The organism is Paenibacillus donghaensis, assembly GCF_002192415.1.
Lineage (GTDB): Bacteria > Bacillota > Bacilli > Paenibacillales > Paenibacillaceae > Paenibacillus_AQ > Paenibacillus_AQ donghaensis.
Genome location: NZ_CP021780.1, coordinates 2,858,619 through 2,875,032, shown reverse-complemented (window position 1 = coordinate 2,875,032; position 16,414 = coordinate 2,858,619). Strand labels below are relative to the sequence as shown.

General features: G+C 50.4%; 11 protein-coding genes. 1 reads left to right on the top strand and 10 read right to left on the bottom strand.

Annotated features, from left to right (window positions below; translation table 11 throughout):
- Window positions 1-738: 738 nt before the first annotated feature.
- The 4 genes from B9T62_RS12515 to B9T62_RS12505 all read right to left on the bottom strand — a co-directional run bounded on the left by B9T62_RS12515 (window position 739) and on the right by B9T62_RS12505 (window position 5,065).
- A complete protein-coding gene (locus B9T62_RS12515; protein ID WP_245864435.1) occupies window positions 739-2,244 on the bottom strand; it encodes an AraC family transcriptional regulator in 1,506 nt (501 codons plus the stop codon).
- 15 nt (window positions 2,245-2,259) lie between these two features.
- Window positions 2,260-2,706: a hypothetical protein gene (locus tag B9T62_RS40665; protein WP_245864434.1), complete on the bottom strand. Its 447-nt coding sequence runs from the start codon at window positions 2,704-2,706 to the stop codon at window positions 2,260-2,262.
- 98 nt (window positions 2,707-2,804) lie between these two features.
- Window positions 2,805-4,016: an MFS transporter gene (locus B9T62_RS12510; protein WP_087915557.1), complete on the bottom strand. Its 1,212-nt coding sequence runs from the start codon at window positions 4,014-4,016 to the stop codon at window positions 2,805-2,807.
- A 161-nt stretch (window positions 4,017-4,177) separates the two neighbouring features.
- Entirely contained in the window at window positions 4,178-5,065 is an 888-nt protein-coding gene (locus B9T62_RS12505; protein ID WP_087915556.1) for a LysR family transcriptional regulator, read from the bottom strand.
- Window positions 5,066-5,182: 117 nt separating this feature from the next.
- Between B9T62_RS12505 and B9T62_RS12500 the strand changes: the two genes are divergently transcribed.
- Entirely contained in the window at window positions 5,183-6,547 is a 1,365-nt protein-coding gene (locus B9T62_RS12500) for an MFS transporter (protein WP_087915555.1), read from the top strand.
- Window positions 6,548-6,646: 99 nt separating this feature from the next.
- Here the strand turns inward: B9T62_RS12500 and B9T62_RS12495 are convergent, their stop codons facing one another.
- The 6 genes from B9T62_RS12495 to B9T62_RS12470 form a co-directional block, all read right to left on the bottom strand.
- Complete coding sequence (locus B9T62_RS12495) at window positions 6,647-8,203, bottom strand: extracellular solute-binding protein (RefSeq protein ID WP_087915554.1); 1,557 nt, start codon at window positions 8,201-8,203, stop codon at window positions 6,647-6,649.
- A gap of 58 nt (window positions 8,204-8,261) precedes the next feature.
- Entirely contained in the window at window positions 8,262-10,556 is a 2,295-nt protein-coding gene (locus B9T62_RS12490) for a DUF4962 domain-containing protein (protein ID WP_087915553.1), read from the bottom strand.
- A 2-nt stretch (window positions 10,557-10,558) separates the two neighbouring features.
- A complete protein-coding gene (locus tag B9T62_RS12485; protein WP_087915552.1) occupies window positions 10,559-12,643 on the bottom strand; it encodes a heparinase II/III domain-containing protein in 2,085 nt (694 codons plus the stop codon).
- On the bottom strand, window positions 12,640-13,401 hold the full coding sequence (locus B9T62_RS12480; protein ID WP_087915551.1) for an SDR family NAD(P)-dependent oxidoreductase: 762 nt from the start codon (window positions 13,399-13,401) through the stop codon (window positions 12,640-12,642). The genes B9T62_RS12485 and B9T62_RS12480 overlap by 4 nt, the downstream gene beginning before the upstream one ends.
- Before the next feature lie 149 nt (window positions 13,402-13,550).
- On the bottom strand, window positions 13,551-15,347 hold the full coding sequence (locus B9T62_RS12475) for a cache domain-containing sensor histidine kinase (protein ID WP_211296456.1): 1,797 nt from the start codon (window positions 15,345-15,347) through the stop codon (window positions 13,551-13,553).
- Window positions 15,347-16,378, bottom strand: a complete 1,032-nt coding sequence (locus tag B9T62_RS12470) for a response regulator transcription factor (protein ID WP_087915549.1) — start codon at window positions 16,376-16,378, stop codon at window positions 15,347-15,349. Before B9T62_RS12470 ends, B9T62_RS12475 begins: the two co-directional genes overlap by 1 nt.
- Window positions 16,379-16,414: the final 36 nt, after the last annotated feature.

The following is a 16,414-nucleotide window of genomic DNA, read 5'->3' as shown; positions in this document are numbered from 1 at the left end:
CCTTTAACGGTAAAAACCTGTGAGAACGTAAAGTCGGGTTTGGATGCAAAGTAATGTTTGCATTCTTCCAAAGAGATGGATTGCTCCGCATTTTGTTACTACTTAGGGTCCCTTTTTTTTCCATGTGTTACTCATCCGAGCCTGTCATACCATACCGCGCGACAAGGAGGCTAAGAATAACAAAGGAAGGCCGTCGACAGTAACCAACGCTTAACTTTCAGACTATTAACGGACTCAGGAGCCCCTATGTGCTGTAAAAAGGCTGTTTTGCAGGTTTAACGGACTCAGGAGCCCCTATTCAAGCCAAAACCCACTAGTTAGGGTCTGTTTTGCCGACATAGCGGCTATGCGGTCCGTTAGACTCCAAACCAGCACAGGAATGAGGAAATAGGAGCTATACGGTCCGCTAGGAGGTGGGTTACCTGAAGTTTGGGTGCAAGGAGTGTTTGGGTTAAGCGGGTTGTAGTCCCGTCCATTTATAATATCATTCCCCGAAATCCCCGCCCTCACCCGTTCCTGTGGACGTTGCCTGCCGCGTGGCTGGCATCCCCAATGGAAGCAGCAAGAATTGGATCCTTAAAGCCTTTGGCTTATCTGAAAGAACGTCTAACCTGCCGCCGCACGAAGGTTTCCTCCGAACGAAGTATGTATGGAATATTATTTGTAGAATTCGTAGTTCTAAGATATATAACAAAAACAGACTCTATCCTCAGACAGAGTCTCAACACCATTTACCGTTTATAGATTAGCTTTTGCTGCAGCAGCCAGCCAATCGGCTAAATCATTGATTTGATTAAGCATTGCAATGGGATCACGGTACCAGGAGCTCGATTCATTCCACAAATACACGCGTCCTTCCTTGATCGGGGGAAGAATTCCCCAGATTGGATCAGCCTGCAGCTGCTCCAATGAGGATTCGGAGGTTAGCACAAGATAATCGCCGGTATACTCCGGCAATAGCTCCAACGAAAATTCAGCAAAGGATTCCTGAAGCAGTTCTTCGGGTACTACAGCAGGAGGATTCATCCCCAACTGCTCGTACATAATCCGTCCGCCTCTGCCGGACTTACTGCCAAACAAATATACAAGACCATCAAACTCTTGCATAACGGATATGGTTTCATTCTCTGAGACAGCTTCCTGTACCTGTTGCTTCGCGCTAGCTACCTGCTTTCCGAATTGCTCCTTCCATATCCGGCTTTCTTCCTCCTTGCCAAGCACCGTTCCGAAATAGTCCATTTCAGCTTCAACGGATTCAAATGCATTGTACGGCATCACAACAGTAGGAGCAATCTGTTTATACTTATCGTAGGTTTCTTGATCCGTTATATGAGTAATAATCAGATCAGGCTCCAGCTCAAACAGCTTTTCCAGCGAGTTGCCCACTTCCACCACACCGTCAAGCATTCCTTCAAGGTAAGGGCTTGACATTAAAAACTCCTCTGCGGCAATGGGCTTGACATCAAGTGCGAGCACAGTGCCCAAATAGGAAATAGCAGCAACCCGTTGCGGCTGAGCGGGAATCTCCACTTCACCAAATGTCGTATCGACAATTTTGGTTTGCTGCGGCAATCCGTCATTCGGCTGAATGGACGGAGGCGATACCGCATTATTCTGTTGTACATTTGGCGCCTGGCTGCTCCCCGCAGCTTGTGATCCGCCTTGAGATGTTCCGCATGCGACAAGCAGCAGCATGACACATAAGCTAAGCATTGTTGTCATGTTCTTGTAATGATTACGCATATCATACTCTCCATCCTCCGTATATTGATAATGATTTTCATTATCATCAATATGATAACGTTGGATAAGTTTCATAACAAGAGACGGATTTAACCTCTTTATAGCATGATCCGAAACATCTTTTTGCCCGGCTTCTGATTGTGCCCTAAACATTCCAGGCGCAACACCCATGCTTTTTTTAAATATACGGTTGAAATATACAACGTCACTATAGCCAACATAAGCAGCGATTTCCTGCAAAGAAGCATTGGTAGCAAGCAGCAACTCCTGTGCTCTATGCATGCGCAGTTTGATGACATAGTCAAGTGGGCTGTAGCAGGTCAGCTCTTTGAATTTCCGTGAAATATATTGGGGACTGTAATTAAGCTGCTGCGCCAGGCGCTCAATGGATACCGGACCGCGATAATGCTGTGACAAATACCGCACAACCTGCTCCGCTACTGAGGGCTTGACTGCTTTCCAGTGCTGCTTGTCCTTTAAAGCGTGATGGAGGAATTGCATAAATATTCCCTTCACCTACAGTTTACCTATCGGGCTTTTGTTGGTATGCCAGCCCTCCAGCATCTGCTGGGCAAGACTGAGTAGTTCCAGCGGCTCTGCTGGAGAAATCCCCCACATTTGATCGAAGGGGCTGTCCGTTTGCATCAGTATATGAAATTCACGTAAGGAGTTTTGCGGCAAAACAGCTTTATAGAAAATGAAATACAGTTCCATACCCTTCTCCGTATTTACTTTAAGCTTCCTGCCTTTGCCTGAGTGCAGCAGATAAAAGCTGTCAGCCAGCCAGATCTCTTCATCCAGCCAAAGCTCGCCACTGCCGTGCGCACAAAATATAAAAGAGCTTGTAGGCAGGACATAAGGCAGAAGAAACTCACCTGCTTCAACCCGCCGCAGCCGTATATCCAGCACCCTCAGAAGCACCTGATCCCAAAGCTGCAGATGATGATCGCTGTTCATAGTCATTGTTATTGTTCCCCTTTATCATTCTGGGCTGGCCAGCACAGCCTTTGTCTTAAACTCTGCAGCATTTCGATTCGTACTGTCCGTGACTTCATTATAACTTATTGATCAGGATGATAATTGCCGCTTCTCAGCAGACGGCGTAGGACCAGCCAGCTGCCCAGCGGAGATGCACCCAGCAGCAGCATCAGCAGCGTGATGACCTGCGGCGAGTCGTTCACAGACAGCACGGCAATGAACATGAACATCCCGAGCAGCCGCCCGCTCATCAGGCTCAGCTCCCTCAGCACGACAAGCTCCACCCGTTTGCCGGCAGCTTCCGCAGAGAGACCCATCAAGTCAAAGCTGGTCGAGACCATGGGCAGCATGTACAGCGGAATACACAGTGAGGTCCCGATGCCCATGATCAGCAGCGTCCCGTAACTGACTTTCCAAAGGAGCGGCGTAATCACAGCCACCAGCAGCAGGCTGCCTGCCAGCATGCCCGCTGAGCGGAATTTGGGCTTGAACCACTTGCCGGCGGCAAAGTAGCTGATCAGAGATACGGCCGAGGTAAGGAGAGCAAACTGTCCCAGCTTACTCTCCTCCCGGGCCGCTATGTACACTAATAAGCCGATCAGAAAAGAAAAGACGCCCTCGCGCAGACCCTGAAACAGCAGGGCAGCCGCTGCCGGTCTCCATGGGCTCCCTGCACGCCGCAGCTCTCTCCATGGCTCCAGCCACAGGTACGTACCTTCGCTCTTACGCTTCTTCAGCAGAAAGCTGAGGACGGCTGTAATGCCATATATACAGAGTGAGATTATAAATACCACGCGGTACCCGCGTTCCCCGTGCAACAGGGAGATCAGCCATCCGGAGATCCATGGGCCGACGATGCCGGTAAGTGAACCAAGCAGCCCCATCCAGCCATTGAAGAAATCGCGGTTCTCTGCTTCGGTAATCTCGAAAAACACAATATTGAACGCCAGCCAGTAGAAGCCAATCGAAAGCCCCAGAATCAGCCCAAGCGGCCAGATATAATGCACAGCTTGTCCGCCCAGCCACAGCACCAGCAAATAAAAAAAGCCCGCAACGGCGATTCCCAGCCGTAGGGCGTTCATCTTGTTATGTTCCTTCACCCATTTGCCGCCCAGCCAGAAGCTGAGGCCAACGGCCAGCTGCTGAGCGACCGTAAACCAGCCGATCATGGCGAAATCTTGGTGGCTTTTCCACAGATAGACGTTCAGAAAAGTGCCTGCCAGCACATTCGCCAGCATAAACAACCCGCCCACGGCAAGCAGCAGAGCCGCTTGATTGCGCAATAAGCTTTTCATGATTAACCCCCTGCCTTCTAGACATTCCTTGCTTTAACATGTCCAGAAAGCAGGGAAAACATGAAGCATACATAGAGATTAAGCGCAAACGGCGCTTTCAGTTAATACCGCTGAATTCCAAAGCGGCTGCACCTTCAAGCAGCATTAAGGATCAGTTGGGATTAATTTGTCTGTTTGGATCTCACCGCAAAATATTCTACAACGACCTCACGAAATTCGAGAGCAGCCCGCGAAATGTACCGACTCCTATGCCATAATAAAGCGATCTCCCGAACCAATTCGTGATTCTCTACTTGGAGATATTTGATATGTTCCCGTGAATCCCTTGCCGTGCTAGGTATGAAGGCTATGCCAATTTCGGCTTCTACAAGAGAGCTTAGCCTTGCGGGTTCATCCCCCTCATACACATATTTAGGTACAAATCCAACCGATTTGCATACAGAGTCCGCTAGATCGCGGGTACCGTAGCCTCTCTTTACACCGACAAACCATTCATCTCTTAATTCTGTCAAGGATACGCTGCTTCGGTCTGCCAGCCGATGTCCTTTAGGAACAGCTACAAGTATTGGGTCAACGAATACAATTTGACATTCAATATCCTCCTCTTCTATAGCAGGTGAGGACAAGCAGTAATCGACTTCTCCTCTGTGAAGAAGTTTAACCATTTCCTGCGTGGTCAGCATTTGCACATGAAATTGGACATTGGGCCGCTTTTTCCGAAACTCCCGAAGGATATTTGGCAACGTGCTTGCAGCAGTCACCGCCAATTCGAGTGTGCCTTGTTCCGGGGAGGATAGATCACTTAGCTCCTGCTTTCCCTGTTCCAGTTCAAACAAAGCCCTTTCTGCCCTATGGAGGAATCTGCTTCCGAACTCATTCAACCGTAGTTTCCTCCCTATCCGATCGAATAGAGGGACTCCTAGATCCTCTTCCAGGCGTTGAATCGTTTTGCTTAGTGATGATTGGGTAACGTGCAGAATTCGTGCTGCTTCGGTCACATGCTCCAATCGAGCTACTACGAGAAAATATTGCAGTTGAAGAAGTTCCAATTTCACACCCTCCGTTCATTCCTTCAAGTCTATGAAATCATAACATAAAAGGCGTTGGAATAAATAATCAATTTCAAGTACGATGACATCATACAATTTGGAGGGATGGGATCTAATATGAATGCTCGCAGTAGGTGGTTGTTGATTTCTGTTGGACTAGGGGTACTACTAAACCCATTAAATTCTTCAATGATTTCTGTTGCAATTGCAAGGCTGCAACATGTGTATCAGCTTGACTATACAGATGTTTCCTGGGTTATTTTTTCTTTCTACATAGCGAGTGCTGTGGCTCAACCTGTCATGGGAAAGGCCAGTGATTTATTCGGTCGTAGAAAGATATTTCTTATCGGGCTTGTTGTAGCCTTCGTTACATCATTACTAGCTCCACTATCACCAAGCTTTGGGTGGCTCATCGTGTACCGTGTTGTGCAATCCATCGGAACAAGCATGATGGTTGCGGTTGGAATGGCCATTGTTCGAATTCATATTACGGAGAAACAAGCGACTGCGCTGTCAGTTATGTCCATATTCCTGTCAGGAGCGGCAGCAATCGGACCCTTTATTGGCGGGGTCTTAATTCACTGGTGGGATTGGCAAGCTATCTTTTTGGTCAATATTCCGTTTGTGGTGGCGAGCTTTCTACTTGCTTGGAGGACTATACCTAAGGACAACCCGCCAACATCCGTTGCACGGGACATGTCCATTCGTAAATGGTTTGATTTGATTGATGCCTCAGGGATCCTGCTCTTCACCGTGGGTCTGGTTGCCCTACTCATTGGATTACTGTCAGCCAAATCCTCCGGGCATGTCTCATTTGGGCATATCTTTCTAGGGATGATAGGCCTCGTGCTACTTGCGGCATTCGTACGACATGAGTTAAAAACGACGTCACCCTTCATTCCTTTGCGCACATTCGCCAAATATCCTGCGATGACTTGGGTCAATGTCGAATTCATGCTCGTTAACGTACTTTTTTACTCGCTCTTTTTCGGTCTGCCGTCCTACTTGCAAATGGTACGTAATGTCAGTGAGTTCCATACAGGGATTCTGATGCTAAGCTTAGGCTTGTGCTCGCTCGTTGCTTCTCCAATAGCAGGACGATGGATCGATAAATCAGGACCTCGACCAGCATTGATCACATCCGCAATACTGATGACATTTGGGTCCGTGTGGCTCGTGACATTGAATCAGAATTCGCCAGTTATCAGTGTGTGTTTGGCATTAGCTGCATTCGGTATTAGCAACGGGTTGAACAATGTCGGTATGCAAGCGGCCTTGTTCATAAGTTCTCCAAAAGAAATAATTGGTGTAGCATCCGGAATATTTAATACATCAAGATACCTGGGAACCATTCTCTCTTCATTGTTGATAAGCATCGTAATGGGAGATAAGTTCAGTGCCGAGGGGTTGCGAGTGCTTGGGATTATTCTCACGGTAATAGCATTGTCCTTGGTATTCATGAGTCGACGGCGCCGGGAGTGAGGGCAATTCAGGGAGTCTTGGTCCCTTGAAATAGAAAAACCGCGCGGGGCGCGGTTTCTAAAAGGACTATATTCACGTCAGCTCCTCATGAGGATAAGCTTATCTGCGGGGCATGGTGACGCCCGTTTTGCTTCTATACTTCTCCGTAGCTTCCTTGATGACATCTTTGCCGCCCTTGGAAAGCCACTCTTCCACTGCCTTCGGCCAGTCGCTGATGGACTCCTTGCCATATACCATCTTCACAATGTGCGTCAACAGCACCGGAGGAGCCGTGTCCGAGTTGGGAGCGATGTCCGGATTCTTAACTAGGGCGTCAAGACGCGGGTCGAACTGAATCCCGTCACGGCCTTCCTTAGCCAGAATCGTATCATATACTTTGACCAGGTCCCTGCCTTCTTCCGTCATGTTAAGGACCCCCTTGTTGTAAGTGGTGTCCTGCACCAGCCACAGGAACGACTGACGGTAGCGCTCCTCATCAATGGCAGCGGAATCCTTGGGAGACGTGTATACGATTTTGCCGTTCTCTTCCTTATAGGTTTCGTCTTTGATCCCGAAGGTAAAGAAGCTCTCCGCCTCATCGCTCAGCATCCAGTCAAAGAATTTCACGATATCCGCAGCATTCTTCGTACCTTCCTTGATAAAATAGGTGCGCGTAACGGTGCCGTACAAGTAGGAGCCGCCTTTTCCGTCAGGGCCAACCGGCGACGGAATAATCTCCAGCTTGGCGGATGGCGTTGTGGACTTCAATTGTTGCTCCCATTGCAGAAACTCGTTGGCATTCATCGTCCACATGCCCGCTTTGCCTGCAAGAATCGCATTCTTGTAGTTGGTCGGGTTGATGGTTGCGAATTCCTTGTTGATTAAACCTTCTTCATACATGGTTTTGTAGGTCTGCAACGCTTTCATCATATTTTCGTTATCCATAAACTTCGGCTGAACCTGGCCGTTGACTTCCTCGAACATGGTCAGGTACGGAAAAACATCATAAGCGCCAAAGAAAGCGTCGGCATACTTGAAATCCTGACGGCCCATATACGGGTTCTCAACGCCCAGCTTTTTGAAGGCCCGCAGCACATTCATGTACTGATCGACCGTTTTTGGAACCTGCAATCCGGTTTGATCCAGCAGGTCCTTGCGAATCCAAGTCGCGCGACGGGACGGATTGGACAGAAACTCCGGTATTGCGTAGATTTTCCCTTGATAGGTGACGTTTTCCCAGGCCTCCTTCGGGATTTTTTTCAACAGGTTCTGACCGTATTGCTGCAGCAGGTCATCCAAGGGCATGAACACTCCTGCTTCAACGGAACCGGCCATTTCCTTGCCGTTTACGCCGCCCGAGCCTTGAACGACATCGGGAATATCGTTAGTGGCGAACATCTGGACCATTTTCTGTTCGAACTCCTTATGGGGAACCAGAACAATGTTCAGATCGGTATTCGTCATCTCCTCCAGCTTTTTCACCCATTTATCCTTATTCAGACTGGGCGATTTCTCAACATAGTTAAAAGCCAGCGTCCGCATCGAGATGGAGAATTTAGTTTTCTGCGGTGTATTTGACGCTTCCCCGGCAGTACCTTCTTTGTCCTTGTCTGAGCAACCTGCAACGGCTGCAGCGGCCATCAAGGCAGCCAGACAGACGCCAATCCATTTTTTCATTAATATCCCTCTCCTTGTACAATGGGGTGTCATACGCAAATGAAAACGTTTTCACAGACTAGTACGCTTTGGGAATCTCAACCCGGCGGGTAACACCCTGATTGGTAAAGTAAACATGAACTCCATGGTCCTGATCGTCCATAAAGTACGATACGTAATCCCGGCTTCCTGATTCCTGTGGAAGAAGAAGAGTAACGATCCGATGGCTTAGGGCCTCTTGGGTTGAGGCGGTCAGGTGCCAGTGCTCGGGCAGCCCCTCCCATTCCTTCGGATATACATCGGTAAATTGATTGTTTTGGCTAAGGGTCATCTCTCCGGAGGAGCTGTAGACAAACCTTCCCTCCATTTGAGCTTTTTTGCCATTCACTTTGAAGGTTTGGTCCTTCAACGTCATGGGATAGAGTGTATGGAACAGCCAATCCAGTCTTCCGGGACGTTCCAGATCCACATGATCCGTGATGACAAAATAAGCGCTGTCAAAGAAGTATATTTCCCGCACATACCGCTTGATATAGGGCACATTCTCTCGGTAGGCTTCCGTTGCATCCATTTGCGTGTAGCTGATCCCGGGCGTACTATGCGCCTTCAGCACCTTGCCGTAGGCCGCCATGTTCTTCGACTTGTCCGTGCCGGCATATTGGCCCTTTCCGTCAATAAGAATCACGTTCTTGGAGCGGGTTTGCCTGCGCCACTGCCTATGCATCGTGCTGTTGAATGCGACGTAATGGCCGCTTTCGATAGCCAGAGGTTCGCCGAACGCATGCAGCAGGAAGGCGTTCTGATCCCCGTGGCTATGGCTCACGGAGCCGTAACGACTGCTCTTGGCGAGCATCATGATATGCTCCTGCGGTTCTTCCATCCGATGATGCATGGCGACCCAGCCAACCTCCTGAAACCACTTCAGAGGCTCCGCAGCCATCGGTGGCTCTGAAGCGACCTGCGGATAATCGGTGCGGTAAACCATCTCATCGAACCGGAAATCCCACCAGCCGTAATTATAGAAGATCATCTGGGTATCGGGATTCAGTTCCTTGGTTCGTTCATAATACCACTGGTACTGTCCATTTCCGATTAAACCGGCGAATTGGCGGATATTGAAGCCCGTCTTGAGACTGACCGGATCTCCCAGCGACGATTGATCCCCGAAGCTGGCTCTCAGGGTATCGGGGCTGAAGCAATAGAGCGGAAAGTCGCCGGTTTTGCGGAAGAAGGGACGCTCATAGAAGTTGATTCCCATGTATTTGCGAACCAGATTGAGCGCCTCTATAACGAAAGCCATCTGAGTGGTCCAATACATAGGGCCTTCGGCCCAGCCGCCATCCTTGCCGCCCCAGGGGGTATACATGGCGGAGAAGTACTCCAGCGTATAATCAAACCATTCCTGAACTTCCTCCTCCTCGCCCAACATGGAAATGCAGCAGGGAACGAGCACGGAGGATAATGAACGGATCGCATGGCTGTCATAAGGTACTTGATGAATTCGGGAGCGTTCGATGACGTGGAAGGCTATCTGTCCGGTTCTCCGCAGCAGAGCCTGCCGTACCTTCAGCCGCTCCTCTTCCGTCAGAGAGGCGTGTAGCCAATCATAGCCCCATGCCAACGTTCCGGCTATACGAAAGGCGCATTCGTCATTGTAATCTCGGCTGGTGGTACCCTCCGTGTTCCAGCTTGCAGCATGAAGCAGCCATTCTCTGGCTTTGGCGATGAGCGCCTCGTCCTCCAGCACAACCCCCGCTATGGCAAGATGCCGAACGGCGTAGAAAACTTCCTGGCAGTCCATATACATCTGCCGCCATAGCTTGGCGACACGCTTATTATCCGGATACGGCGCAGGCTCGGGAATAAGCGCACGCTCTGTCCAGGGAAGTACGGAATGCTTCAGGAAATCATCCCAGCCAGTTGAGGCAGGGTCTTGGCGGACGGCTTCCCGGTAGGAATGAAGTTGTTCCGCCTGGAGCCAAAGCCGCGGATGGCTGGTGGAAGCGGCTGAATACCGTTCCGCTCGGGATGGCAGGGGCGTTAACGGCAGCTTATCCGCAACCACGAAAGCTCTTACTTTGCTCCACTCGGAACGGATATCGTTCTCCCCTATTAAAGTGTAGCGCCAATAATACGTGCCGGGTTCCAGTGGCTTATCCGGAGTAAACAGATTATAGGGAATTCGACTGTAGGTCAGTGTGCATTCAGGCTCAAATTCGGTGGTTGAGGAGATCTGCAGCTCATACATTCCGTCTTCCAGACAAGCAGGCATCCATGTAAAACGCGGCGGGTTCTCTCTAATATCCGTATGTTCATCAGGCCCATAAGACACGTCGAGAACGCCGCAAGCGGGTTGAAATAAAGCTTCTGACATCATTACTCCTCCATATTCCGGAACTCTTCCTGAATCAGTCCCGTTTCGGGGTTCAGGCAATAGACCACCCGTTGCCCTGTTGTTTCTATCTGGATTCGGGCCGGTTCGCCCGCTTCACTAACAAGCTTCAGTACAGCCGGTTCATGACCGGCCCGATATACCGTAATAAAATCAACCGACGGGCCTCTATGCCGAAGCATAATGCCTCTAATGCGTCTGCTAGGGTCTTCTGCAATACCTGGTGTGCGGATTTCATGCAGAATGGAGCCGGGCGGCAGCAGAGTATTTACGGATACTTCATATTCCGGGTCATGGCCCCCTCCACCATAAAGGGTGCTCCACCCTGCTCTTAACGCATAGTCCGTCTCATTCTGCAGTAGGGACAATACCTCTACTGAGCCGTAACCTGCTTCCTGACCCAGGACTGCCGGAGAGTCCATCCGGATGGGGCGAGGCTCGACCGGGAACAGCAAATGTCCCGTTGGATGAAACCATAAGTCTACTTCCTGATCCTGCTTCTGGCCCGTCACCTGCTCAACATGAAACCAGTCCAGCAGCCAACCGTCGGTCAACCAAAGATGCCGGTCGAGAACAGCCCCTTCATATGCGCCGTCCGAGCGAATCCATAAGTACGTATCTTCGCTTTCCTGCCGGAATTGCCTGCAGCTGCCTGTATGGGGAGCTTGGGAGCGTCCTCCGATGCTGATCGTGTTATGGCTCGCAGTTTCGGCATACCATTCCTTTCGCAAAATAGAGCCGTAAGGAACCATTCCCAGCTCGGGAGCAACCTCTCCCAACCGATGCATAATCGTGATATGAAGCTTGTCATAATGCCCGTGAGAGCCGCCGTGCTCGCCGAAGTCTGCCAGAACGGACAGTGGGTTGCCTAGGTGTCGGAGGACGGCGAAGCCGGAATCCGGCAGCAGGACAGAGGCCCTCGTCCAGCAGGCGGAGTGAAACTCCTTACTCTCTCGTTGTCCGTACAGCAGCGCCTCCAGACCGGGCCGCTCTTCCTGCCCGTATAAATACCGATAAGCCTTCGCCAGTATAGGCTGGTAGGTGGGGTCTTTGTAAACCAAACATCCTATTTCGAATACTTCAGTGATTTCCCGGGCGAACGGAACACGTGCATAAGGACCATCATGCAGGGCTGGAAGCTCCCCGTTGTCCCCACTAAGCTCCACCAGCAACTGAAACATGCCACGGATGGATTGTCCTTGATCTCCCCTGGCGTCATAGAGGTCAACTCCGAAGCGCCCGGCCATCTCGGCCGTGATGAGATAAGCCCGCAGCACAAAAATATGATAGTACGTGCTGCCTTCAAATTCAAAGCCGTCCGGCTTGACGCCAATGGACAGATGATGATAGAATCCGCCTTCCCCCTTCAGCAGGGAAGCGAGCTTTTCCCTGCTACCCTTGGCGGCATATACGCAAGCCAGGCTGGCGTTCAGCCATGCAGTATAATTGCTCTCTGCATTCTGCTTCTCGTGAATCAGGATGTGGCGGTACTGCTCCATGCTCTCCTCCAGCATCAGGAAGAACACCTGCAGTTTCTTCTCTTCCTCCTCCGTGAATGTCACTCCATTGTCCACTAGAAGCAGATAGGCCCGAATAAGCGTGGTGGACCAGATAGCCTCCGTCAGCGCCTGATGAAAGGCACGGCCCCTAAGCATCCAAGGTTGACCATCAGGATGAACCGGATACAGCGGGAACTGTTCCGCATAACCGACAAGAATCGTCTGGGCCAGGCCGCTATAGAAGTCTTCCCCGTCTGCGGCGTATACCGCGGCAGCCTGCAGCGCGTACCGCGCCATCGCCTGATGCCGGTATACCAGCCATGCTCCCCGGTAGGGTTCACCTTCCAGCTTGCAGCCCTTCGGACAAGAAAAGACAAACGCATCCTGCTCCGCAGCATCGAAGATTAGCTCGGTATGATGCCGGGGACACACATATTGGTGCCACCAGCCGCCGGGTTCTGCCGGAAGCAGAATCTCTTCTTCCCGGAAAGGGTCCAGCTCCGTCTTCAATTTATCCACCACAGGGCCAACCCAGGAAAAAGTGTCTGCTTTCTCCTTAAGGTTCATCATCGCATGAACAAGCCTCCGTTAATTTCAATGATTTCGCCTGTCAGATAATCCGACAGCTCCGAAGCGAGGAATAGTGTTACGTTGCCCACATCCTGCGGAGCGCCTTCCCGGCCCATCGGAATCTTCGCAATCGTCGCCTGTCTTGCCGCATCCGCTGTAAAGGTGGCATGGAAAGCGGTCTGACCAATGAACCCGGGAGAGATAGCGTTTACATTAATCCCGTGAGGACTCAATTCCTTGGCAAGTCCCTTGGTATAAGCCCATACCGCCGCTTTGCCCGCAGCATAGATGGAAGCGCCCGGTCCGCCGCCGTCATGAGCCGCGAGGGAAGACACATTGATGATTTTACCGCTTTTCTTGGCAATCATTCCTGGTGCTACGGCTTTGCAGGCAAACACGCATGATTTAAAATTGACGTCCATCACCTTGTTGTAATGTTCTTCGTCCATTTCGGTATTGGGGACCCGCTTGACCATGCCGCCCGCATTGTTGACGAGAATATCGATGGTTCCACCGAAATGCTCCTCTATTTCCTTCACCATGTTGTCCAGTTGGGCAGGACTTGTTGCATCTGCCTGAAAAGCATAAGCTTCTCCTCCGGCCTGACGGACGGCTTCGACCGTCTCCTCTGAAGAACCGAACAAATAGTTTACGGCCACTTTGGCGCCGGAAGCAGCCAAAGTCTCCAGAATTTGTCGGCCTATCCCTGCATTGGACCCTGTAACAAGCGCGATTTTACCAGTCAAATCAATTTTCATTGCAAATTTCCTCCTATAGAACGTGAACTTAAGAATGTTACATCCAAGCTGCCAGAATGCTCTATGCAATAGTCTTTCTGGCAACTCCACTACTCCATTCTTAAGTTCATCTTATATAATCGTAGTTTTTTCTTAAAACATCTATTTCCTCACTCTGCAGGCATGGACAAGATCAGCCGTGTTCCCTCATTCTCCACGCTTTCGATGCTTAACCCGTATTGTTCACCGAACACCATTTGAATTCTGCGGTGCACGTTCATGAGGCCGATCCCACCTCTATGATAGAGAGAGTCTCCTTCCGTATCCGCCAGCTGGTTCAGATTCAGCTTCTCGCGAAGCTTGTCGAGCCGTTCCCGGGACATCCCTGAGCCGTTATCCTCTACTTGAACGAGAAACCGGTCTCCCTCTACCCTGGCGTCGATTCGAATATAGTGCCTGTCTTCAATCCCATCGGGAAACGCATGTTGAAAAATATTTTCGATCAAGGGCTGCAGCGTCAGCCTGACCGTCTTGGCCAGAAGCAGCGCCGGTGGAATCACTACGTCGATTTCGAACTCCCTGCCGATCCGGTGCTTGAGAATCGTCATGTAGCTCAGTACATGGTGAAGCTCATTGGCAATCGTAATCTCCTCCAGGTTGGTTTGGATGGAGTAGCGAAGCATGAACGCCATCGCCTCCACTATTTCCGATATCTCGTCCGAATCCTGCACAACCGCGTAGCATTTAATGGTCTCTAACGTGTTATACAGATAGTGCGGATTAATCTGCAGCTGAAGTGCCTGGAATTCAGCCTGATGACGCTCCAGAGCCTCCTTCTGGGTCGTAAGCTCCGCTTCATATACCCGCTCGATCATTTCGGACAGCCGGGTCACCATAAGATTGTAGCTGCGCATCAATCCCCCCAGTTCATCCTGACGGCCGTCCATCTCAAGCCTGCGCCAATTTCCTTTTTCCGTCTGCCTCATGCCTTCCTTGAGAATCAGGACCGGTTTCGTGATGGATCGTCCGAACCAGGTGGCAAGCAACAGTGTACCGATAAGCGTGAGAACTCCCACAACTAGCGTGGTCGTACGAATGGTAGAAATGGGCTTGCGCAGCTCGCCAACCGGTATGGATACCACAAGTTGCCATTTGGAATAATCGGATTTTCTTGACACGAACATATACTCTTTCCCATCTACCTTCTCCACGACAGAATCGTTCGGGTGTTGAAATACGTTTCGGATGTGATCAGCAGATAACCCTGGATGGTTCTTGTTCCCTTCGGGCCGGTATAGGAGTTTGCCGAATTCGTCCATGATAAAGTAGGACCCGCCCTGTCCCAGATCAAGAGGTTCCCATATGCGGGCAAGATCCTCTGCCTTGAATTCGATGGCCACAATGCCTTTGGGACGATAGGAAGAGACACCTCTGATTCGGCGGACCATCGTAATAATGTTCTGATCCCCTTCATTCATCACATTCGTGTTGAGAATGGTGATGCGTCCGCTCTCCGGCGTATGCTCGCTTAAGAAACGGTAGCGTTCCTGGGGATGAAACTGCAGGCTGTGCGCCTGATTCAAGTTATCGTCGCTGATGGCCCTACCGTGTTCGCCGATGACGTACATCAGGTTAATCTGAGGATAAAGAATGAACAGAGAGCGAAACAAATACTTCTGTATGTCATTCGTATATTGATAGTAAGAGTAGCTGTCCTCCGGGTCCATATCAAGGAACTGTTTGACTTGATTGTAGGACAGAATGGAATCGCTGGCCTTTTCATAATTTTGCAAATACAGGTCCGTTTGATAGGACGCGCTTCTGATGACTTGGGCAATGGACTTCTCCGAAGACTTATCCAGCGCTACCGAAGCCTTAAAATAAGTGATAAACCCTACCATGGACAAGGATAGAACGATGACGGTCAGAAAGGAGGCAAACAGCTTGTTCGACAGACTTTTTCTCATCAATCAATTCCCAGCCGGTTGCGGTACTCGGAGGGAGCCAGCCCCGTGAACTTCTTGAACGTCTTCGTAAAATGGGGGTGGTCCGCATACCCGACCTCATAGGAAATATCGGTTATCCGATAGCTTGAATCGGCAAGCAGCCTCTTAGCCTTCTCCATCCTGCGTTTAATGCGGTAGTGTACGAAGGTCTCTCCCGTTGAGTGCTTAAACAACTGACTGAAGTAAGAGGCATTCAGACCGAGCACCTCAGCCACCTCCTCCAGCGAAACTTCCTGGTGGAGATGCTTTTCGATGAAGGCTTTAGCTTCCTCTATCGGGTCCTTCGCCTTGCCCTTGCGCTTTCTCCGAAGTTCTTCCAGTATAGCTTCCGACGCCTCTGCGAAGCGGTGGAACAACTGTTCAGCTCCGGTTGCTGCGGACAGGTCAAGCACACTTTTACCGGGTGTGACTGAATTGAGATGGAGCTTCTTCACGAGCAAGGTGTAACCCTCTTCCAGAAGCTCTTTTTGCTGGCTTCGGCTCATCCTGCGCTGCAGAAAGTCAGTTTCCCATTCCTTCAGCACAAGGGATAGCTTCTCTTTATCCAAGGTCCAGATGGCATCATCCATCCGCACGACCCATTCATCGAGCTTGGCGACAGAGACAAAGCTCCCAAGCTTCTCTCTATTCGCCTCCAACTTGGCGATCACATTTTGAAGGTTCCCTTTGCTTACGGGCTTCAGGAGATATTCTTTCACTCCATAGGACAAGCATTGGCGGGCGTATTCAAAATCTCCATAGCCCGAGATGACAACGGTCTGAATATCCGTCTCCATCTCCGACAGCCGCCGGCACAGCTCCAGTCCGTCTACCCTGGGCATACGGATATCTGTAAAAAGAAAATCCGGCTGTTCCTCCATAATAAGCTGAATCGCCTCTTCCCCATTCTGGGCCAGCTTGATGTTATACGGATGCCCGCCGCATTGACGGATCATGATAGAGAGACCCTTCCGAATCATGGGCTCGTCGTCTACGATCAATACACACCTCATCCATGGATCCCACCTTCCGATTCGTCTCGCTTTACG